We start from the raw sequence: 20,102 nt of genomic DNA, 5'->3' as shown, positions 1-20,102 counted from the left end.
ACCCGTGGTCGAGCAGCACACCCCGCGATCCCTGATCGTCACGTTCTACGGTGCCTACGGGCGGGCCTTCGAGGGCCCGGTCCCGGTGTCCGCGCTGATCCGCCTGCTGGGCGCGGCCGGCGTGGACGCCCCGTCGGTCCGCTCGTCGGTGTCCCGGCTGAAGCGGCGCGGCCTCCTGCTGCCCGCGCGCGCCGCGGACGGCTCGGCGGCGTACGAGCTGTCCGCCGAGGCGCGGCAGCTGCTGGACGACGGCGACCGGCGGATCTACGGCAGCCCGCCGCCCTCCGACGAGTGGCTGGTGGCGGTTTTCTCCGTACCGGAGCAGGAGCGGCACAAACGGCACCTGCTGCGCTCGCGGCTGGCCCGGCTCGGCTTCGGGACGGTGGCGCCGGGGGTGTGGATCGCCCCGGCCGGACTCGCGGAGGAGACCGGCCACACCCTGGACCGGCTGGGCCTGACCCCGTACGTGGAGCTGTTCCGCGGGGCGCACCTCGGCTTCGCGCCGACCGCCGAGGCGGTGGCCCGCTGGTGGGACCTGGCGGCCCTGGCCAAACAGCACGAGGAGTTCCTCGACCTGCACGAGCCCGCGCTGCGCGCCCTGCAGTCGGGTCCGGAGCCGACCCCGGAGGAGGCCTACCGCGGCTACCTCCTCGCCCTGGACACCTGGCGCCACCTCCCGTACGCCGACCCCGGGCTCCCCCGCGAGCTGCTCCCGGCGGACTGGCCGGGCGACCGGGCGGCGGCCGTCTTCGCGGAACTGCACGCGCGGCTGCGGGACTCCGGCGGGCGGTTCGCCGGGCCGTGAGGGGCGGGGGCCGGTCAGTCGCCGGACCTCCTCCTCGCCGAAGCCCGCCGGACCTCCTCCTCCCCGGACCTCGCCGGACCTCCCCGGACCTCGCCGGCCCGCCGACCGGCCCGACCGGGCCGGGTGCGGAGGCGCAAAATCACGGTGCGGCGGACCGCGCCGGCGGGTGACGATGGTTCATGACCTGGACCTTCACCTCTGACCTGACGGCCTATCTGACCGCGGCGGGCCCCGCCCTGACCGCGCGTCCCGTGCCGAACTCCCTGCTGCTGACCACCGCCGACGCGCTGAAGCGGCGCGGTCCGCACGCCTACGGCCGCGCCGACCCGCTCTTCGGCTGGTGGACCGGCCCCGACGGAACCGTCGCCGCGGGCCTGCTGTGCACGCCGCCCCACCCGCTGCTGCTCGGGGCGCTGCCCGCCGAGGCGGTCCGGGCGCTGGCCGGCGCCCTGGCCACCGAGCCGCTGCTCGCTGGGATCAGCGGGTTCAACGCCCGGCGGCCCGACGCGGACGCGCTCGCCGGGGCCTGGGGGCGCGCGGCCCGCGTCGCCGGGGAGAACCGCCTGTACCGGCTGGCCGGGCTGATCGCCCCGGATCCCGCCCCGACCGGGCGGTCCCGGACCGCCGAGGAGTCCGATCTGCCGCTGCTGCTGGAGTGGACCACCGCGTTCGACCGGGAGGTGGGGGCGCCGGGCACCACCTCCGAGGCAGCGCTGCGCGAGCGGATCGCGTACGGCGGCATCCGGCTCTGGGAGCGCGCGGGCGCCCCGGTCGCGCTGGCCTCGTTCTCGCGGCCGATCGGCGGGACCTCCCGGGTCGGGCCGGTCTACACGCTGCCGGAGGCCCGGGGCCGGGGGTACGCCGCCGGGGTCACCCACGCCGTGAGCGAGGCGGCGTACGCGGCCGGCGCCGCCGAGGTCCTGCTCTTCACCGACCTGGCCAACCCCACGAGCAACGGCGTCTACCTGCGCCTGGGCTACGCCCCGGTCGAGGACCGCGCGGTGGTCGTGGCGGCCTGACGCCCCCGCCGCCGCCTCCCCGGCCCGCCCGCGCCGGTTCAGCCGCGCCCGGTGGGCGGGGGCCGGCTGCCCGCGCGGTAGGGGGCGGGCCAGGGGGCGGCAGGGCCCTCGTAGCGCTGCTCGGCGGCCGCGTGCAGGGTCCAGTGCGGGTCGTACAGGTGGGGGCGGCCCAGCGCGCAGAGGTCGGCGCGCCCGGCCAGGAGCAGGGAGTTCACGTCGTCCCAGGAGGAGATGGCGCCGACCGCGATGACGGGGACGCCCAGCGCGTTGCGGATCCGGTCGGCGTACGGGGTCTGGTACGAGCGCCCGTACTCGGGGCTCTCGTCCGCGACCACCTGGCCGGTCGACACGTCGACGGCGTCCGCGCCGTGTTCGGCGAACGCGGCCGCGATCCGTACCGCGTCCTCGGCGGTGGTGCCGCCCGGGGCCCAGTCGGTGGCCGAGAGGCGGACCGTCATCGGGCGGTCCGCGGGCCAGACGGCGCGGACCGCGTCGAAGACCTCCAGGGGGAAGCGCAGCCGGTTCTCCAGGGAACCGCCGTAGGCGTCCGTGCGGTGGTTGGTCAGCGGCGAGAGGAACCCGGAGAGCAGGTAGCCGTGGGCGCAGTGCAGTTCGAGCAGGTCGAAGCCGCAGTCCGCGGCCCGGACGGCCGCCGCCGCGAACTCGGTGCGGATCGAGGAGAGTCCGGCGGCGTCCAGGGCGCGGGGGACGGCCGATACGCCGGGCCGGTAGGGCAGGGCGGAGGCGGCCGCCAGCGGCCAGTTGCCCTCCGGGAGCGGATCGTCCATGCCCTCCCACATCACCCGGGTCGAGCCCTTGCGGCCGGAGTGGCCGAGCTGGACGCCGAGCGCGGTGCCGGGCGCGGAGGTGTGGACGAATGCGGCGATCCGCTTCCAGGCGTCGGCCTGTTCCCGCGTGTACAGCCCGGCGCAGCCGGGGGTGATCCGGCCTTCGGCGCTGACGCAGACCATCTCCGTCATCACCAGACCGGCGCCGCCGAGCGCCCGCGCGCCCAGGTGCACGAGGTGGAAGTCCCCGGGCACGCCGTCCCGGGACGCGTACACGTCCATCGGGGAGACGACCACCCGGTTGCGCAGGGTCAGCCCGCGCAGGGTGAACGGGGTGAACATCGGGGGCGTCCGCCCGTGCCCGGCCTCCTCGTCGGGGCAGCCGAAGTCGCGTTCCACGGAGCGCGTGAAGCGCTCGTCGCGCAGCCGCAGGTTGTCGTGGGTGACCCGGCGGCTGCGGGTGAGCAGGTTGAAGGCGAACTGGCGGGCGGGCTGGCCGGTGCAGCCGGCGATCTCCTCGAACCAGCGCATGCTGGCCGCCGCCGCGCGCTGGGTGCTGGCCACCGCCGGGCGCCGCGCCGCCTCGTACGCCGCGAGCGCGGCGGGTACGTCCACCACGGCGTCGGCGTCGCCGGCGTCGCCGGCGGCAGCGACCGCTTCGGCGACGGCTCCGGCGAGGGCGACGGCGTCCTCCACCGCGAGCTTGGTGCCGGAGCCGATGGAGAAGTGCGCGGTGTGCGCCGCGTCGCCGAGCAGGGCCGTGTTGCCGTGCGACCAGCGGGTGTTGACGACCGTACGGAACCGGGTCCACGCCGACCGGTTGCCGTACAGCGGCCGTCCCCGCAGAGCCTCGCTGAAGATCTTGGCGCAGCGCGCGGCCGACTCGGCCTCGTCGCAGAGGTCGAAGCCCGCCGCGCGCCACACCTCCTCGCGCATCTCCACGATCACGGTGGAGGCGCCGAGCGGGCCCTGCGGTCCGGCCGACAGGCCCGGGGTGCCGCCGTCGTCGGGGGCCGACGGGCGGGCGTACGGGTAGGCGTGCAGCTGCATGACGCCGTGTTCGGTCTCCGCGATCTCGAAGCGGAAGGCGTCGAGGGCGAAGTCGGCGGCGAGCCAGATGTACCGGCAGCGTCCGGCGGTCACGGTCGGCCCGAAGTGCGCGGCCCCGTGCTCGCGGATCGCGCTGTGCACCCCGTCCGCCCCGACCACCAGGTCGTACGCGGCGGAGAGCGCCGCCGGGTCCGGGGCCTGCGTACGGAAGCGGAGCCGGACGCCGAGACCGGCGCAGCGCTCGTGCAGGATCTCCAGGAGCCGGCGGCGTCCGAGGGCGGCGAAGCCGTGGCCGCCGGAGGTGAGGATCCGTCCCCGGTGCACGACGTCCACGTCGTCCCAGCGCACGAACTCGGCGCTCAGGGCCGCGTAGACCACCGTGTCGGCCTGCTCGATGCCGCCCAGGGTCTCGTCGGAGAGCACCACGCCGAAGCCGAAGGCGTCCTCGGGCGCGCCCCGTTCCCAGACCTCGACGGCGTGGCCCTGCCGGGCCAGCAGCGCGGCGGCGTAGAGCCCTCCCGGTCCCCCGCCGACGACGGCCACCCGCAGGGCGTGCGCGGACATCCGGCTACCTGCCCTTCCAGTGCGGCGGCCGCTTCCCGGTGAAGGCCGCGTGGAACTCCGCGTAGTCCTGGCCGTTCATCAGCAGGGCCTGGGTGGTGGCGTCCAGCTCCACGGACGCGGCGAGGGGCATGTCGAGCTCGGCGGTGAGCAGCGCCTTGGTCTGCGCGTAGGCGAGGGCGGGTCCGGCGGCCAGGTGGGCGGCCAGCTCCGCGGCCCGTACGTGGGCCTTCCCCTCCTCGGTGAGCTCGCTCAGCAGGCCGATCCGCTCGGCCTCGGGGGCGCGTACGGGCTCTCCGAGCATCAGCAGCCGGGTGGCGTGGCCGAGGCCGACGACGCGGGGCAGCAGGTAGGCGGCGCCCATGTCGCCGCCGGACAGGCCGACGCGGGTGAAGAGGAACGCGAAGCGGGCGGTGGGGTCGGCGATGCGGAAGTCGGCGGCGAGGGCGAGGACGGCTCCCGCTCCGGCGGCGACCCCGTGGACGGCGGCGATCACCGGGAAGGGGCACTCGCGGATGGCGCGGACCACCTGGCCGGTCATCCGGTTGAAGTCGAGGAGCTGGGCGGTGTCCATGGCGAGGGTCGCGCCGATGATCTCGTCCACGTCCCCGCCGGAGCAGAAGCCGCGGCCCTCGCCGCCGAGCACCAGCGCGCGGACGGAACGCTCGCGGGAGAGCTCGGCCAGCAGGTCCCGGAGGTCGGCGTAGGCACCGAAGGTGAGGGCGTTGAGCTTCTCGGGGCGGTCGAAGGTGACGGTGGCCACGCCGTCCTGCCGGGCCACCCGGAGGTGGCGCCACCGTTCGGTCGCTGTCGTGGAACCGGTGAAGGGGCTCACACGGACGACGGTATCACCGCATCGTGACTGCCGTCACGGAAACGCGATAGCGGTGACGGGGCGGTGGGGACGGGGCAGCGGGGACGGAGCAGCGCAGCAGCGTGACACCGCGGCGTGGAGACGGCGCGGGAGCGGGGTCGCCGCGCGGCGCCGGAGGTCCAGCCCGGCTGGTGACGGTGGTCCCCGGCGCTTCCGCCGGGGTGCCCTACACCTCGGCATTTCGACTCCGTATCGTTGAAAGCGGGCCCATCTCTTCGTGGGGAGCGGGCCCCCTCCCCCCACGTGCCCCGACCCCACGGAACGGACGGACCTGCCGTGCCCGACCCCTCCGCATGGCGGATCGCCCTGCCCCACACGCCGGCGGCCGTACCCCTCGCCCGCACCCTCGTCCGCACCGCGCTGGCGGACGTCGAGGCGCCCGCCGCCGACAGCGGCACGGCGGAGCTGCTCACCGCGGAGCTGGTGGCCAACGCCGTGGAGCACACCGCGGCCGGGGCCCCGATCGAGCTGGTCGTGGAACTGCTGGCGGGCGGCTGCCAGGTCGAGGTCCACGACGCCGATCCGCGGCCGCCCGGCGACCTGGCGGCCCGTCCGGACGACGACCACCCCGACCCGTGGCAGGAGCACGGCCGGGGACTTCTGCTGATCCGCACCCTGAGCTCGGCCTGCGGCCACCGCCGCACCGAGCGCGGCAAGGCCGTGTGGTTCACCCTCGCGGCCCGGCCCGCCCCGCCCCTGCCCGGAACGGCATGACGGATCCCGGCACGGACGGATCCCGGCACGGACGGATCCCGGCACGGGACTCCCGGCCCCGGGGGCCGGGCATGACTACGCGGGGCTCGCCGAGGGCCCGGCGAGCGTGGCGACGAGCACGGCCTTGATGGTGTGCAGCCGGTTCTCCGCCTCGTCGAAGACGACGGAGTGCACCGACTCGAACACCTCGTCCGTGACCTCCAGGGAGTCGAGCCCGTGGCGCTCCAGGACCCCCCGGCCGACCTCGGTACCGAGGTCGTGGAAGGCCGGCAGGCAGTGCAGGAACCTGACGTCCGGGTTCCCGGTGGCGCGCAGCACGTCCATGGTGACGGCGTACGGGGACAGGTCGGCGATCCGCTCGTCCCAGACCTCCTTGGGCTCGCCCATGGAGACCCACACGTCGGTCGCGACGAAGTCGGCCTGGGCGATTCCCTCGGCGACGTCCTCGGTCAGGGTGATCCGCGCCCCGCTGGCGGCGGCGAGTTCCCGGGCCCGGGCGACCACGGACGCGGCGGGCCAGTAGGCCTCGGGGGCGACGATGCGGACGTCCATGCCCAGCAGCGCGCCGGTGACGAGGTAGGAGTTGCCCATGTTGAAGCGGGCGTCGCCGAGGTAGGCGAAGGCGATCCGCTCCAGCGGCTTGTCGCTGTGCTCGGTCATGGTCAGGACGTCGGCCAGCATCTGGGTGGGGTGCCAGTCGTCGGTGAGGCCGTTGAAGACGGGCACGCCGGAGTGCTCGGCCAGCTCCTCGACGGCCCGCTGGCTGTCACCGCGGTACTCGATCCCGTCGAACATCCGGCCCAGGACGCGGGCCGTGTCCTTGATCGACTCCTTGTGGCCCATCTGGGAGCCGGAGGGGTCCAGGTAGGTGGTGTGGGCACCCTGGTCGGCCGCGGCGACCTCGAAGGCGCAGCGGGTGCGCGTGGAGGTCTTCTCGAAGATCAGGGCGATGTTCCTGCCCTGGAGCAGGCGCTCCTCGCGGCCGGCCCTCTTGGCCGCCTTGAGTGCGGCGGCGAGCTCGATGAGGCCGCGGAACTCGGCGGCGGTGAAGTCGAGCTCCTTGAGGAAACTGCGGCCGACGAGGTCGGTGGCCATGGCGTCGCTCCAGCGTCACGGTGACAGGGGATGCTGGAAGTCTATACGATCCTCCGTATTGATATACATACCCCGGGTGGCCCTCAGACGGCGTCCCTCTCGACCGGACAGCTCATGCAGCGCGGCCCGCCCCGGCCCCTGCCCAGTTCGCTCCCCGGGATCTCGATCACCTCGATGCCCTGCTTGCGCAGATGCGTGTTGGTCGTCACGTTCCGCTCGTACGCGACCACCACCCCCGGCTCCACGGCCAGCACGTTGCACCCGTCGTCCCACTGCTCCCGCTGCGCGGAGTGCACGTCCTGCGTGGCGGTCAGCACCCGGATCGCGTCCAGGCCGAGCGCCGCCGCGATGGCCCGGTGCATGTGCTCCGGCGGATGGTCGGTCACCTTCAGCTCGTGCGCCTCCGCGCCCGGCTCGATCGTGTAGGAGCGCAGCATGCCCAGCCCCCCGTACTGAGTGAACGTATCTCCGTCGACCATCGTCATGACCGTGTCCAGGTGCATGAAGGCCCGCCGCTTCGGCATGTCGAGGGCCACGATCGTGGCCGCCGAGCCGGCGGCGAACAGGCCGCGCGCCAGCATCTCCACGGCCTGCGGGGTGGTCCGCTCGCTCATGCCGATCAGCACCGCGCCGTTGCCGATGACGAGCACGTCCCCGCCCTCGATCGTCGAGGGGTAGTCCGCCTGCCCCTGCGACCAGTAGTGGAAGGCGCCGGAGGAGGTGAAGAGCGGGTGGTGCCGGTAGATCGCCTCGAAGTGCACCGTCTCGCGCTGGCGGGCGGGCCAGCGCATCGCGTTGATCGACACCCCGTCGTAGATCCAGGCCGAGGTGTCCCGGGTGAACAGGTGGTTGGGCAGCGGCCCCAGCAGGAAGTCGTCCGGCTCCATGGCGTGGAAGCGCACCGACACCGGCTCGGCGTGCCGCTCCAGGAACTCCCGCTTGGTCATCCCGCCGACCAGGGCCTCCGTCAGCTCGGTCGAGCTGAGCCCGTCGTAGGCCGCGCGCAGGTGGTCGGTGGCGAGCGGGCCGTACTCCTTCTCGTCGAAGACCCGGTCGAGGACGAGGTGCCTCGCCTCGGGGATCTCCAGCGCCTCGGCCAGCAGGTCGCCGAAGAGGTGGACCTCGACGCCCCGGTCGCGCAGTACGTCGGCGAACCCGTCGTGCTCCTGGCGGGCCCGGCGCACCCACAGCACGTCGTCGAAGAGGAGCGCGTCCTTGTTGCCCGGTGTGAGCCGCTTCAGCTCCAGGTCCGGCCGGTGGAGGATGACGCGGCGCAGCCGCCCGGTCTCGGAGTCGACATGGAATCCCATGCGGTACACGTTCCCAGACCGGGCGGCGTTCTCACGTGGCGTCCGCCACGCCGTCTCAGCGCAGGCCGAGAAGGGCGGCCGGGGCGCCGGTCAACTCCGGGGCGATGATGCCCAGTTTGGGAGTCGTCAGGTTCGGCAGCCCGAAGTTGGATCCGTCCGGCATCGTCAGCGGGGAGCCGACGACCGCACCCGGGGTCCGGGTGCGCAGGGTGGTGGCCGGCGCACCCAGGGAGCCCTCGCCGTCCGTCTCCGGCTTGCCCAGCAGGTTGGGCACCGGCGAGGCGACGAGGGTGTCGCCCAGCTCGGCGCCGATCGGGACGGTCGGGAGGAGTGGGGTCGGGAGCAGGTCACCCGTGTGGTGGCGGGGGACGTCGGGCGCTCCGACGACCGGGACCGGAACCCCGGTCGCCACGCGCGGGGCGTCCACTCCGAGGGACGTCTCGACGGCTTCCAACGGGACCCCGACCGGGACCGAGTCGGCCACGGCCGGGGTGGCCGCGCCGGCCGCGGCCAGACAGGTCATGAGCGCCGCAATGCTTCCGCGCGCGGTCATCTTCATAAGTGACGTTCCGTCCTTCCAGGTTCGCGGACATTCCGCTGCCCTGGATGAACGATCCCGCCGGTGGTATTCCCGGAGTTCTCCGCGAAAGTTCCCCCATACGACCTAATTCGCGGCCGTACGGGGGTCCTTGCTTTACGGCACGTGCCTCGCGGAGCGGCGCCCCGTCGGCGGTGGTCCCGGGCGGCGCGGTCATAGCCGGGGGTCGACCGGCTCCGACTCCAGCGCGAGCACCGCGAAGACCGCCTCGTGGACCCGCCACAGCGGCTCCTGCGCGGCCAGCCGGTCCAGTGCCTCCAGCCCCAGCGCGTACTCGCGCAGGGCGAGCGACCGCTTGTGGCCGAGGGACCGGTCGCGCAGGCGCTCCAGGTGGTCGGGGCGGGTGTACTCCGGACCGTAGATGATCCGCAGGTACTCGCGCCCGCGCACCTTGACGCCGGGCTGCACCAGCCGGCCCTTGCCGTCCCGGGCGTAGGCCTGGAGCGGCTTGACGACCATGCCCTCGCCGCCGGCGGCCGTCAGCTCCAGCCACCAGTCGGTGCCGGCCCGTACGGACTCCTCGTCGCCGGTGTCCACCAGCATCCGGCCGGTGCGGCGCAGCAGCCCGGTGCCGGCCGCCTCGTCGGCGGCGACGAGCCGGTCGAGCCAGAACAGCTGCTCGTCGTGGGGCACGGCCGCCAGCGAGCGCCCGGCCGCGGCCAGCAGCTGGAACGGCGCGAACCGTACGCCGTCCAGCCCGTCCGTGGGCCAGCAGTAGCGTCGGTAGGCCTCGGTGAAGGCCGCCGCGTCGGTGGCCCGGTCCCGCTGGCGGGCCAGCAGTGCTCCGGTGTCGACGCCGCGGGCGGCCGCGGCCTCCAGCGCGCCGATCGCCCCGGGGAGGACGGAGCGGGAGGCCGCGCCCACGGCGGCGTACTGGTGGCGCAGCAGGCCGGCGGACTTCAGGGACCAGGGCAGGAGCTCCCCGTCGAGGAGCAGCCAGTCGCCCGCGCCGGAGGCGCTGTCGGGCTCGGTCAGCTCCTCCCAGAGGCCGGCCTCTGTAATCGCCGAGCGGATCCGGCCGAGGACCTCCTCGGTGACCTCGGGGTCGTGGAAGAAGGCCCGCCCGGTACGGGTGTAGACGGATCCGGTCGGCCCGTCCACGCCGAAGCGCTCGCGGGCGGCGGCGGCGTCCCGGCAGACCAGGACGGTGGCCCGGGAGCCCATGTGCTTCTCCTCGCACACCACCTGGACGATGCCGTCCTTGCGGTACTGCGCGAAGGCCTCCGCCGGGTGCTCCAGGTAGCCGTCCTCGCGGGAGGTCGCCGTCGGCGCCATGGTCGGCGGCAGATACGGCACCAGCCGGGGGTCCACCGCGAAGCGGCTCATGACCTCCAGGGCTGCGGCCGCGTTCTCCTCGCGGACGGTGACGTTGCCCAGGTGCCGGGTCTCCACGATCCGGCGCCCGTGGACGTCGGCGAGGTCCAGCGGCCGCCCGTCGTGCCCACCCGGCACCTCGGCGGCGAGCGGCCTGACCGGCTCGTACCAGACCTTCTCGGCCGGTACGTCGACCAGTTCGCGCTCGGGCCAGCGCAGGGCGGTCATCCGCCCGCCGAACACGGCGCCGGTGTCGAGGCAGATGGTGTTGTTGATCCACGTGGTGTCCGGGACCGGGGTGTGGCCGTAGACGACGGCGGCCTTGCCGCGGTAGTCCTCGGCCCACGGGTAGCGCACGGGCAGACCGAACTCGTCGGTCTCGCCGGTGGTCTCCCCGTACAGCGCGTGCGAGCGGACCCGGCCGGAGGTGCGGCCGTGGTACTTCTCGGGCAGGCCGGCGTGGCAGACGACCAGCCTGCCGCCGTCGAGCACGTAGTGGCTGACGAGGCCGCGGATGAACTCCCGCACCTCCCCGACGAACTCCTCGGACTCGCCTTCCAGCTGCTCGATCGTCTCGGCCAGGCCGTGGGTCCGCTGGACCTCGGAGCCCTTGAGGTACCGGCCGAGCTTGTTCTCGTGGTTCCCCGGCACGCACAGGGCGTTGCCGGAGCGGACCATGCCCATGACGCGGCGCAGGACGCCCGGGCTGTCGGGTCCGCGGTCGATGAGGTCGCCGACGAAGACGGCGGTACGGCCCGCGGGGTGGACGCCGTCCTCGTAGCCCAGCTTGGCGAGCAGGGTCTCCAGCTCGGAGGAGCAGCCGTGGATGTCACCGACGATGTCGAAGGGGCCGCTGAGGTGTGTGAGGTCGTTGAACCGCTTCTCCAGAACGACTTCGGCGCTCTCGGCCTCCTCGACGGTGCGCAGCACGTGCACCTTGCGGAAGCCCTCGCGCTCCAGGCCGCGCAGCGAGCGGCGCAGGTCCCGGCGGTGGCGCTGGATGACGGCGCGGGGCAGGCCGGCCCGGTCGGGGCGGGCCGCGTTGCGCTCGGCGCAGACCTGCTCGGGCAGGTCGAGGACGATGGCGATGGGCAGCACGTCGTGCTCGCGGGCGAGCTGGACCAGCTGCCGGCGGGCGTCGGCCTGGACGCTGGTGGCGTCCACGACGGTGAGGCGGCCGGCGGCGAGGCGCTTGCCGGCGATGTAGTGCAGGACCTCGAAGGCGTCCTTGCTGGCGCTCTGGTCGTTCTCGTCGTCCGCGACCAGGCCCCGGCAGTAGTCGGAGGAGATGACCTCGGTGGCCTTGAAGTGGTTGCGGGCGAAGGTGGACTTGCCCGATCCCGTGGCCCCGATCAGGACGACGAGGGACAGGTCGGTGACGGGAAGGACGCGGTGCCGGTCGGTCTCCGCGGCGGTGGTCGTGGTGGTGGTCATGCTGCCTCGCCCTCCTTCGGGGTGTCGGTGGTGTCGGTGGTGGTGTCGGCGCCCGGGTTGATGTCGGTGTCGGTGTCGGTGTCGGCCCGGGTGAAGACGCCCATCTGGGTCGGCGGTCCCACCTCGGGGTCGTCGTCCCCGACGGGGACGAACTCGACCCCGTACCCGTGCCGGGCCGCGACCTCGTGCGCCCAGGCCCGGAACTCCTCCCGGGTCCACTCGAAGCGGTGGTCGCCGTGCCGGACGTGCCCGGCGGGCAGGGTCTCCCAGCGGACGTTGTACTCGACGTTCGGGGTGGTGACGAGGACCGTGCGCGGCCGGGCCGAGCCGAAGACGGCGTACTCCAGGGCGGGCAGCCGGGGCAGGTCCAGGTGCTCGATGACCTCGCTGAGCACGGCCGCGTCGTAGCCGGCCAGCCGCTTGTCGGTGTACGCGAGCGAGCCCTGGACCAGCCGGACGCGGGAGCTCTGCCGCTCCCCCATCCGCTCCAGCCGCAGCCGCTTGGCGGCGAGGTGCAGCGCCCGCATGGACACGTCCACCCCGACGATCTCGGTGTACGCCGGATCCTTGAGCAGGGCCTGGACCAGCTGTCCCTGCCCGCAGCCGAGGTCCAGCACCCGCTGGGCGCCGGCGCCGCGCAGCGCGGCGAGGATGGCCTCGCGGCGCTGCACGGCGAGCGGAACGGGCCGCTCCTCGGTGTCCCGGTCCTCGTCGACGGCGTTGTCGAGCTCCTCGACCTCGCTGCCGTCGGACTCGGCGAGCCGGACCAGCTCCAGGCGCTGGAGGGCGTCTCGGGTCAGGCCCTTGTGCCGCGCCAGGTAGCGCGAGCTGATCAGGCCGTTCTCGGGGTGGGCGGCGAGCCAGCCCTCCCCGGCGCGCAGCAGCTTGTCGACCTCGTCCTGGGAGATCCAGTAGTGCTTGGCGTCGTCCAGGACCGGCAGCAGGACGTAGAGCTGCCGCAGGGCGTCCGCGAGCCTCAGCTCCCCCTCCAGCACGAGCCGTACGTACCGGGAGTCGCCCCACTCGGGGAACCGCTCGTCGAGCGGAAGGGGCTGCGCCTGTACGAGGTCCCAGCCGAGCGGCCCGAACAGCCGGTGCACGAGCTCGGCGCCGCCGCGCGCGGGCAGCACCGGGATCTCGACCCGCAGCGGACGCGCCTGCCCCGGCAGCTCCGGGCGGGCGGTGCACTGGCCGCCCAGCGCGCTGCGGAACACCCCGCTGAGCGCGACGGCGAGCAGCGAGGACGCGGCGTACGGACGGTCGTTGACGTACTGCGCCAGCGCGGCGTCGGGCGCCCCGCCCCGGCCCTTGCCCTGGCCGCGGCGCACGAGCGCGACGGGATCCACCTCCAGCAGCAGGGCCGCCGTGCACCGTTCGGCCGTGGCCTCGGGGTAGAACACGTGGGCGGTGCCGTGGGAGGTGGAGAACTCCTGCGCCTTGCCGGGATGCTTGTGCAGCAGGTAGCCCAGGTCGGTGGCGGGACGTTCGAGGGAGCCGGTGGTGGAGATCGTCAGGAACACACGACCGAGTATTGACCGCGCCCCCGCCCGCCGACCAGGGATTTATCCGTCCTGCGCAACACCGCGCCGCCGCCTCCCGCGCCGTGTGACGGCGGGTGGCCGTGACCGTCAGGCGGCGTGCGGGCCGCGGGCCAGGGCGGTGATGCCGGCGGGGCCGATGCGGCAGCAGCCGCCGATGAGGCGGGCGCCCGCGCGGTGCCAGGCGGCGGTGGGCCAGGGGGCGCGGGCGGGCGGCGGGTTCCAGGTGCCGGTGGCAGCGTCCCAGACGGAGCCGTCGTTGGGGTAGGCCAGCAGCGGCTTGGCGGTGGCGGCCGCCGCCGTTTCCAGTGCGGGCAGGACGTCGGCCGGGTCGCAGCAGTTGACGCCGAGGGCGATGACCTGCGGCGCCCGCGCGGCGAGCGCGAAGGCCTCCGTGAGGGGTGTGCCGGAGCGGGTGCGGCCGCCGGCGACCGTGTAGCTCAGCCAGGCCGACGCTCCGGTCTCGGCGAGGACCGTGAGCAGGGCCTCGGCCTCGTCGGGATCGGGCACGGTCTCCAGGGCGAGGACGTCGGGGCCCGCGGCGAGCAGGGCCTCGACCCGGGGCCGGTGGAAGGCGACGAGCTCCCGCACCGTCAGGCCGTACCGCCCGCGGTACTCGGAGCCGTCCGCGAGCACCGCCCCGTACGGTCCGACCGATGCGGCCACCCACACCTCGTGGTCGGCGGCCTCGGCCGCGCGGGCGGCGAGGGCGACGCTGCGGTGCAGCAGGGCGGTGGTCGCCCGCCGGTCGTGGCCGCGGGCGGCGAAGGCCTCGTAGCCGACCTGGTAGCTCGCGGTGGTCAGCACCTGCGCGCCGGCCCGCGCGTAGGCGGTGTGGGCGGCCTCGACCTGCTCCGGCTCCTCGGCGAGGACCCGGGCCGTCCACAGGCCGCCGGACAGGTCACAGCCCTGGGCGGCGAGCTGGTTGCTCAGCCCGCCGTCCAGGACCACCGTCCGCCGGGCCAGGGCTCCGGCGAGCGGGCCGGACGCGCGCGTCATCGGTGTGGACCCCCGTCAGCCCAGCTGGGACAGGACTCGGGCCGAGATCAGCTCCAGGTGGTCCAGGTCGTCGAGGTCGAGTAGCTGGAGGTAGACGCGGGAGGAGCCGGTCTCCCCGTACGCCCCGGTCTTCTCCACGACCTCGGCGGGGGAACCGGTCAGCCCGTTGGCCCGGAGGTCCTCCACGTCGCGGCCGATGGCGGCGGCGATCAGGACGGGCACCTTGGCCTGGGCGGGCTTGGGGAGTGCCGGAGAGTTCTCCACCTGGTAGTGGCTGCCCGCGTAGTCGAAGGCGGAGCCGGGCGGGGTGGCCCACAGGCCGGTGACGATGGCCAGCTGCTCCTCCGGCCGAGCCATCCGCTCCGCCGGGAGGGGGATGCCGTAGGCCTTGTGCTCGTCTTCGCACCAGCCCGCGCCCAGGCCCAGTTCGACGCGCCCGCCGGACATCTGGTCGACCTGGGCCACCTGGATGGCGAGCACGCCGGGCAGCCGGAAGGTGCCGGCCGTCATGAGCGTGCCCAGCCGGATCCGCTTGGTCTCGCGGGCCAGACCCGCGAGGGTGATCCAGGCGTCGGTGGGGCCCGGAAGGCCGTCCGCCGAGCCCATGCGCAGACAGTGGTCGGAGCGGAAGAACCGGCTACGTCGCTACCCATCGCTTACCACCTACCTGACCTGCGGAACCGACTATCCGTCCAGTCTGCTCCAGGGTGCGGGCATGCGAAAGCCCCGGCCACCGGCGATCCGAGGCCTTGGGGGCCGCCGGGCCGAAGCTGACATCGCGCCAGCGCACGCCCGTCCAGCGGTCCATGTTCACAAGGAGGGTCTCAGGACCGGGTCATGACGATCGTCGTCGTGGGACGACCGGCGCGATGCTCTTCCAACTGAGCTACGGGGGCCAGCCACCCGCCGTCAGGGCCGACCTGACGTCAACGGGTGCGCGCCGATTCCTGCCGACCCTCATGACCGGCCCACCTCTATGGCGCCAGGGTGGGTGACGCCCTCGTCAACCTGCACGGCAAAGCGCTCAGCGGCGATTGAGAGCCACTCGACGTCATCCGGGTCGGTCGGGTCCATGGCGCCCAGCCGGGCCCACACGCGCTGCGCCACGATGCCGTCAGCGTGGTCCATCTGGATGCGGAGCACGTGCTTGGGCTCGTCCCCTTGTCGCGCGCCGGAGGTTGCACACGTAGGTGCCGACACCAGCACGCGAGACCGTCAGCCCCGACGTGCAGCGCCCGCACCGCAAGCAGCCCCCACAAGCCGGGCAGCGTCATTTCCCCGGTCCGGTCCATGCGTCGCTCCTGCTTGCGTCCGTCAAGGGTCTGCTGGATGTCATACCAGCGCTTCGGCGTGATGAAGCCCTCGTGCGCCATGACGGGCTGCCCCTCCTCGTCTCGGAGGATGGTGCGTCGCTTCGTCTTCTGATCCACAGGTCCGATGGCGAAGCCGGCCAGGCGCGGATCACGGAGGATCCGGAGCACCACGGGGGGACCACTCGCACCCCGCCCTGTCCCCGGTGCCGCCCTTGCGGCGTCTCTGGCGCGGAGAACGGCGAAGGCGTCCCGAATGAACTTGCTCTTGTTCTTGCTCTCCTGGTGCGCCAGGCCGGCGATCAGGGCGAAGAACGCGACACCGCGGTGAAAACGCGAAGATCAATGCCCGCCATCCTGCCCGTCCCGCCCCGGCCGGGTGAATCTGCGTCAACCGGACGGCCGACCGCCGACCGCGCCAGTGACCGGGCCAAACGGGGATCGTTGCTGGGACGGAGCCGGACCGCCCGGCCCGCGCGCCGGCGGCTTCACGCCGGTGCGTCCGCCGCCCCCTTCCTTCCCGGAGGGGCCAGGGCCGAGGAGGCCGCCATGTCCCACGAGGCCGTGCCGGAGAACGCCCGACACACAGGACAGACCGGATGGGCTGCCGACGACCAGGCGGGCCAGGAGTCCGCGGTACCCGCCCAGGGCGGGGCGTCCAAAGGCCTGCTGCAGCAGATGGAAGAGTTGATGGCGGCGCTGAACTCCGACCTCACGCAGCTCGACGCAGACCTCCAGTCCTCCGCGGACCGCGTCCCGGAAGGCCCGGGCACCGCCCAGCGGTCGTCCTGACCGTGCGGGTCCCGTCGCCCGCGACGGGACCCGGCCCGTGACACCGACCGGTGGCCTCAGACCACCCCGGAGGCGGAGCCCCGCTCCCGGACCGTCATCCGGCGCAGGATCGCCCGGACCCGGTCGCTCGACTCGTCGGCCGCGTCGATCGACTCGATGCACTGCCAGTACAGGGTCTCGTCGTCCGTCCCGCAGGCCACCCCGACCAGGGCTATGCCCACTTCTCCCAGCAGCGCCTGGAGCCCGAGCAGCGCCTGCCGGACATCCGCCACCCCGGCCAGCTGCGCCGCCCGCGGCGGCTGTTCCGGGGCGCTGCCCTCACCGCGCAGGGCGGCCCGGTCGAGCACCCCGCAGCCTCTGCCTCCCGCTTCACCCAGTCCCCGTGCCTCCGCTCTCATCTCCGGCGGTCCGGTGACCGCCAGATAGCCGCCTATGCCCTGCGCGAGTGCCTGTGCCTGCCAGGCCTCGCCCACGATGTCCCACGCAGCCCCGCTCTGTGCCAGCGCGTGCCGGCCGGCCGCGATGAGCCGTACCGCATCCATATGCCGTCCCCCGTCCGCACGACATCCCGCCATTCCCATCACTACCCAGAGTGAGGGCAACGGGCCAGTAAAGCCAGGGGTATTCGGAAAATGTGGACACAAACGTGATTGTGGACGGGGCCATCACTCCGAAGAGTGACGATTTGGGGTCTGCGTACCCCTCGCCGGGAAGCGGAGCTCGTTCCGCTCGATCTTCGCGGCGAGCGCATCCAGCACATCCACCCCGAGGACCTCACAGAACTGCAGGAGATACGCGAGCACGTCGGCCACCTCGTCGGCCACCCGGTGCGCGCTCTCCGGCTTCTCCATGACCTTCTCGGACTGCTCCGGCGTCAGCCACTGGAAGATCTCGACGAGTTCGGCCGCTTCCACGCTCAGCGCCACGGCCAGGTTCTTCGGCGTGTGGTACGGGACCCAGTCCCGGGCCTCCGCGAACGCGGCGAGCCGTCGCTGGAGCCGGTACAGCCGTTCGTCGTCCCGGGGCCCGTGCGTGTCCGTGTCGTTCATGGGGTCAGGTCTACCACCGCGACGCCCGTGAGCCCACGGGCCGCCTCCGCGGTCCCCTCCCCGACGGCCGCGGTCAGCCGCAGGTGGCCGCGGCCGCAGGACAGCAGCGCCAGGCGCAGCAGCTCGTCGCCCTGGCGCCGGTCCAGGCCGCGGTCGAGACCGTCGGCGAGCACCGTCAGGACCTGCCGTGCGGAGGGCAGTTCGGCCGCCGGATCCACCGCCAGCACCCCCGGTCCGGTCAGCAGGACGAGCGCCAGGGCGAGGAACCGGAGCTCGCCCGAACCGAGCCGGGCGAGCTCGGTGGCGGGCCGGCCCGGGCCCCGGTCCAGTACGGCGGCGAGCAGGCCGTCGGCCCGGTCCCGGACGTCCAGGCCGGCCACGGGTCCCGCGCAGCCGGTACGGGCCGCCGTGGTCAGCAGCGCGTGGCGGGTGCCGCACTCGTGGCGGGTCCGGCGCAGTACGTCGGCCAGGTTGGCGCAGTCCTCCGACAACCGGCCCTCCCCCGGCCGTACGGGGGCGCGCATCCGGTCCGGCCGGGGGTCGCACGGGAACACCGAGCGCAGGGCCACCACCACCTGCTCGGCGGCGGCCAGCACCTGCCGCTGGCCGGCCGTGGCACCGGCGACGCGGAGCGGGAGCAGGGCGGTGCCGAGCCGGTCGTCGGGGAGCGGGGCCCGGGTGACGCCGATCGCGCCGCCGGTGAGCCAGGCCGCCTGCACGGAGCGCCGGCCGGGGTCGCGCAGGGCGGTGCCGAGCAGGATCTGCCCGTCCTGCGAGAGCCGTTCGCCGACGATCCGCAGCGTCGGCTCGGCCTGGACGGCGAGGTCGAGCCGGACCGGCCCGGCGGGGCCGTCCACCGTGCAGCCGATGCGGAACCCCCGGCGGCGCTCGGCGTCGGGGGCGGCCCGGTCGGGGATGCGGGCGGCCGGGTCCGGGAAGGCCTCCTCCAGCGTGGCACCGGAGGCCAGCACGGCGAGGGCCGTGTAGGCCGCCAGCACCTGGGACTTGCCGCTGCCGCTCGGTCCGGCGAAGAGGGTGACGGGCCCCAGGGGGAAGGCGGCCGCCCGGTGCGAGCCGAAGGCGGAGAGCCGCAACTCGGTGAGGACGGGCCGGTGCCGGGCGCCCGGCGCCCGCCCCACGCCCCCCGCACCGGCCTGCGCGGGCACCACCGGATCGGCGTCGTCGGGGTCCCGCCCCGCACGGGGCGGCCCGGCGGGCGCGGTGCGCGCTGCGGGCACGGCGGGCACGGCGGGCACGGTCGCGGGCCCCGCGGGCACGGTCGCGGGTGCCTGCGCGGTCGCGGGCGCCCGCACGGCCGCGGGCGCCTGCACGGGCGCGGCCAAGGCGGCGTCAGCGGGCGCGGCAGGCGCGTCGGCTAACGCGGCGGCGAGCGCGGCGGCGACAGCGGCGGATGCGGGATCCGGTTCCCCGTACGGGGTGGCGGCATCGGGAGCGGCGGCGGTGGCGTCCATGCGCCGGACGGTACGGGCCGCCGGACCCCCCGAGGGCCCGGCGAACCGTTCCGCCGCGGCGGTCTTCCTACGATCGGGGGACGGCGGCGGCCGCGATCCCCTCGACCTCGGTCCCGACCGGGGCCAGCAGGAAGACATTCCGGTCGACCCGGTGCATGCCGCTGCCCAGCCCGAAGACCACGCCACTGCTGAAGTCCAGGATCCGCTTGGCCACTTCGCTGTCGGCGCCGGTGAGGTCGAGCAGCACCGGGATCTGCGCGATCAGGTACTCGGCCACCTCCCGCGCGTCCGCGAAGATCTGGACCCGGATCACCACGAAGCGGCGCTGCTCGGCCGCGGAGGCCCCGGGCGCCGTGGGGATCGCGCGGTGGTCCACCCGCGAGGGCCACTCGTTGCGACTGCGCAGGGGGACCACCTGCGCGAGCCCCTCCCACTGTTCGTCGGTGACGTCATACCTGCTCACCGGACCGCCTCGGCCCTGCGCTTCATGTGCATCCCCCCATCCTCTCGCGTTTCACTCGTTCAGCCCAACAGCGACACGAACCGTGCGGGTACCCCACCCGGACGGATAGGTTAGGTTAGGTTAGGCATACCTAACCCACTCGGGACGATGGAGAAGATCCGCATGCGCATGTCCGGTGACCCCGCCCACCCGGCCGCCCAGTCCGCGCCCGCCGCCCGGCCCACCGACGCCGAACGGGTCCGGTCCGTCCTGGCCGCCGCCCACTCCATGACCGTGGTGGCCGACGGCCTCCGGACCGAGGTGCGCCACCTCGACGGCACGGACGTCCTGGGCCGGCTGCACCTGCACCCCGCGGCGCCCGCGGCGGGCAGCCCGCTCGCCGCCCTGCACGACGAGCGGCCCGCGATCAGGCTGGAGTTCACCGACATCGCGCCCACCCCCGTACGCGACCGGGTGCGCGCCCGGGTCACCGTCCTCGGCCGGCTGCTCACCCCGTACGCGGAGGCGAGCACCGGGGACAGCACCTGCATGGAGTACGGCCAGGCCATCCTGGAGACCGCGGACGGCTTCTCCCACGTCAACCTCGAAGAGCTCGACGAGGCCTGCCCAGACCCCCTGGCCCCGTACGAGGCCGGCATGCTCACGCATCTCCTCGACGACCACCCCGACCTCGTCACGCTGCTCCTGCGCCTGGTCGAGCCGCTGCCCACCGCCGCCGTCCTGCGCGCGCTGCCCGTGGCCATGGACCGGTACGGGATCACCCTGCGGCTGGAGGAGCGGCGCCGCCACCACGACGTGCGGCTGGCCTTCCCCTCCCCGCTGGACCACGTCGAGCAGTCGGGCGCGCAGATCCAGGCCCTCTTCAGCGCGGCGCGGCGGCGCTCGCACCGCAACACCCTGCCCGCCTGAGCCGCCGC

At 74.2% G+C, this 20,102-nt stretch carries 18 protein-coding genes and 1 pseudogene; 5 read left to right on the top strand and 14 right to left on the bottom strand.

Annotated features, from left to right (window positions below):
* Positions 1-4: 4 nt before the first annotated feature.
* Positions 5-805, top strand: a complete 801-nt coding sequence (locus ACFWTC_RS20165; protein ID WP_383922592.1) for a PaaX family transcriptional regulator C-terminal domain-containing protein — start codon at positions 5-7, stop codon at positions 803-805.
* A gap of 179 nt (positions 806-984) precedes the next feature.
* Entirely contained in the window at positions 985-1,824 is an 840-nt protein-coding gene (locus ACFWTC_RS20160) for a GNAT family N-acetyltransferase (protein WP_384027796.1), read from the top strand.
* Between the two features lie 38 nt (positions 1,825-1,862).
* Here ACFWTC_RS20160 and ACFWTC_RS20155 read toward each other — a convergent pair whose 3' ends face one another.
* Both ACFWTC_RS20155 and ACFWTC_RS20150 read right to left on the bottom strand, forming a co-directional pair.
* Positions 1,863-4,226, bottom strand: a complete 2,364-nt coding sequence (locus tag ACFWTC_RS20155; protein WP_384027795.1) for a bifunctional salicylyl-CoA 5-hydroxylase/oxidoreductase — start codon at positions 4,224-4,226, stop codon at positions 1,863-1,865.
* 4 nt (positions 4,227-4,230) lie between these two features.
* Complete coding sequence (locus tag ACFWTC_RS20150) at positions 4,231-5,058, bottom strand: enoyl-CoA hydratase family protein (RefSeq protein WP_383922583.1); 828 nt, start codon at positions 5,056-5,058, stop codon at positions 4,231-4,233.
* A gap of 282 nt (positions 5,059-5,340) precedes the next feature.
* Here ACFWTC_RS20150 and ACFWTC_RS20145 point away from each other — a divergent pair, with 282 nt between their 5' ends.
* Positions 5,341-5,811 carry an ATP-binding protein gene (locus ACFWTC_RS20145; protein ID WP_383922580.1) on the top strand — a complete coding sequence of 157 codons (471 nt, stop codon included), beginning with the start codon at positions 5,341-5,343 and terminating at the stop codon, positions 5,809-5,811.
* A gap of 75 nt (positions 5,812-5,886) precedes the next feature.
* On the opposite strand, the gene argF is transcribed toward ACFWTC_RS20145, so the two are convergent.
* From argF to ACFWTC_RS20105, 8 genes and pseudogenes are all read right to left on the bottom strand, one after another.
* The gene (gene argF / locus ACFWTC_RS20140; protein WP_383922577.1) at positions 5,887-6,906 is read right to left on the bottom strand and encodes an ornithine carbamoyltransferase; all 1,020 of its coding nucleotides are present in this window, start codon (positions 6,904-6,906) and stop codon (positions 5,887-5,889) included.
* Positions 6,907-6,989: 83 nt separating this feature from the next.
* Complete coding sequence (locus ACFWTC_RS20135; protein WP_383922574.1) at positions 6,990-8,216, bottom strand: arginine deiminase; 1,227 nt, start codon at positions 8,214-8,216, stop codon at positions 6,990-6,992.
* A 55-nt stretch (positions 8,217-8,271) separates the two neighbouring features.
* Positions 8,272-8,775, bottom strand: a complete 504-nt coding sequence (locus ACFWTC_RS20130; protein WP_384027794.1) for a hypothetical protein — start codon at positions 8,773-8,775, stop codon at positions 8,272-8,274.
* A 192-nt stretch (positions 8,776-8,967) separates the two neighbouring features.
* Positions 8,968-11,562, bottom strand: a complete 2,595-nt coding sequence (locus ACFWTC_RS20125; protein WP_384027793.1) for a polynucleotide kinase-phosphatase — start codon at positions 11,560-11,562, stop codon at positions 8,968-8,970.
* Positions 11,559-13,082 carry a 3' terminal RNA ribose 2'-O-methyltransferase Hen1 gene (locus tag ACFWTC_RS20120; protein WP_383922566.1) on the bottom strand — a complete coding sequence of 508 codons (1,524 nt, stop codon included), beginning with the start codon at positions 13,080-13,082 and terminating at the stop codon, positions 11,559-11,561. The genes ACFWTC_RS20125 and ACFWTC_RS20120 overlap by 4 nt, the downstream gene beginning before the upstream one ends.
* A 108-nt stretch (positions 13,083-13,190) precedes the next feature.
* On the bottom strand, positions 13,191-14,099 hold the full coding sequence (gene mmuM / locus ACFWTC_RS20115; RefSeq protein ID WP_383922563.1) for a homocysteine S-methyltransferase: 909 nt from the start codon (positions 14,097-14,099) through the stop codon (positions 13,191-13,193).
* Between the two features lie 15 nt (positions 14,100-14,114).
* A pseudogene (locus tag ACFWTC_RS20110) lies at positions 14,115-14,732 on the bottom strand (LLM class flavin-dependent oxidoreductase); the annotation flags it as partial.
* Positions 14,733-15,056: 324 nt separating this feature from the next.
* On the bottom strand, positions 15,057-15,242 hold the full coding sequence (locus tag ACFWTC_RS20105; protein ID WP_383922560.1) for a hypothetical protein: 186 nt from the start codon (positions 15,240-15,242) through the stop codon (positions 15,057-15,059).
* Positions 15,243-15,958: 716 nt separating this feature from the next.
* On the opposite strand from ACFWTC_RS20105, the gene ACFWTC_RS20100 reads away from it, so the two are divergent.
* A complete protein-coding gene (locus ACFWTC_RS20100; RefSeq protein ID WP_383922557.1) occupies positions 15,959-16,201 on the top strand; it encodes a hypothetical protein in 243 nt (80 codons plus the stop codon).
* Positions 16,202-16,257: 56 nt separating this feature from the next.
* Here the strand turns inward: ACFWTC_RS20100 and ACFWTC_RS20095 are convergent, their stop codons facing one another.
* From ACFWTC_RS20095 to ACFWTC_RS20080, 4 genes are all read right to left on the bottom strand, one after another.
* Positions 16,258-16,743: a DUF6099 family protein gene (locus ACFWTC_RS20095; RefSeq protein WP_383922555.1), complete on the bottom strand. Its 486-nt coding sequence runs from the start codon at positions 16,741-16,743 to the stop codon at positions 16,258-16,260.
* Positions 16,744-16,866: 123 nt separating this feature from the next.
* Complete coding sequence (locus ACFWTC_RS20090) at positions 16,867-17,250, bottom strand: nucleotide pyrophosphohydrolase (protein WP_384027792.1); 384 nt, start codon at positions 17,248-17,250, stop codon at positions 16,867-16,869.
* Entirely contained in the window at positions 17,247-18,722 is a 1,476-nt protein-coding gene (locus ACFWTC_RS20085; RefSeq protein WP_383922549.1) for an AAA family ATPase, read from the bottom strand. The genes ACFWTC_RS20090 and ACFWTC_RS20085 overlap by 4 nt, the downstream gene beginning before the upstream one ends.
* Before the next feature lie 67 nt (positions 18,723-18,789).
* A complete protein-coding gene (locus ACFWTC_RS20080) occupies positions 18,790-19,185 on the bottom strand; it encodes a cell division protein SepF (protein WP_383922546.1) in 396 nt (131 codons plus the stop codon).
* Positions 19,186-19,347: 162 nt separating this feature from the next.
* On the opposite strand from ACFWTC_RS20080, the gene ACFWTC_RS20075 reads away from it, so the two are divergent.
* Positions 19,348-20,094, top strand: coding sequence for a DUF2470 domain-containing protein (locus ACFWTC_RS20075; protein ID WP_383922670.1), 747 nt, complete (start codon positions 19,348-19,350; stop codon positions 20,092-20,094).
* The last annotated feature ends 8 nt before the right edge of the window (positions 20,095-20,102 follow it).

Source organism: Streptomyces sp. NPDC058619 (assembly GCF_042717785.1).
Classification (GTDB): domain Bacteria; phylum Actinomycetota; class Actinomycetes; order Streptomycetales; family Streptomycetaceae; genus Streptomyces.
The sequence above is the reverse complement of the archived record's forward strand: the minus strand, read 5'-3'. Positions and strand labels throughout refer to the sequence as shown.

Bases quoted from the DNA above. Each gene is read 5' to 3' on its own strand.
- ACFWTC_RS20160 (WP_384027796.1), top strand. From the start codon at position 985: ATGACCTGGACCTTCACCTCTGACCTGACGGCCTATCTGACCGCGGCG.
- ACFWTC_RS20155 (WP_384027795.1), bottom strand. From the start codon at position 4,226: ATGTCCGCGCACGCCCTGCGGGTGGCCGTCGTCGGCGGGGGACCGGGA.
- argF (WP_383922577.1), bottom strand. From the start codon at position 6,906: ATGGCCACCGACCTCGTCGGCCGCAGTTTCCTCAAGGAGCTCGACTTC.
- ACFWTC_RS20135 (WP_383922574.1), bottom strand. From the start codon at position 8,216: ATGGGATTCCATGTCGACTCCGAGACCGGGCGGCTGCGCCGCGTCATC.
- ACFWTC_RS20130 (WP_384027794.1), bottom strand. From the start codon at position 8,775: ATGAAGATGACCGCGCGCGGAAGCATTGCGGCGCTCATGACCTGTCTG.
- ACFWTC_RS20125 (WP_384027793.1), bottom strand. From the start codon at position 11,562: ATGACCACCACCACGACCACCGCCGCGGAGACCGACCGGCACCGCGTC.
- mmuM (WP_383922563.1), bottom strand. From the start codon at position 14,099: ATGACGCGCGCGTCCGGCCCGCTCGCCGGAGCCCTGGCCCGGCGGACG.
- ACFWTC_RS20100 (WP_383922557.1), top strand. From the start codon at position 15,959: ATGTCCCACGAGGCCGTGCCGGAGAACGCCCGACACACAGGACAGACC.
- ACFWTC_RS20095 (WP_383922555.1), bottom strand. From the start codon at position 16,743: ATGGATGCGGTACGGCTCATCGCGGCCGGCCGGCACGCGCTGGCACAG.
- ACFWTC_RS20090 (WP_384027792.1), bottom strand. From the start codon at position 17,250: ATGAACGACACGGACACGCACGGGCCCCGGGACGACGAACGGCTGTAC.
- ACFWTC_RS20085 (WP_383922549.1), bottom strand. From the start codon at position 18,722: ATGGACGCCACCGCCGCCGCTCCCGATGCCGCCACCCCGTACGGGGAA.
- ACFWTC_RS20075 (WP_383922670.1), top strand. From the start codon at position 19,348: ATGCGCATGTCCGGTGACCCCGCCCACCCGGCCGCCCAGTCCGCGCCC.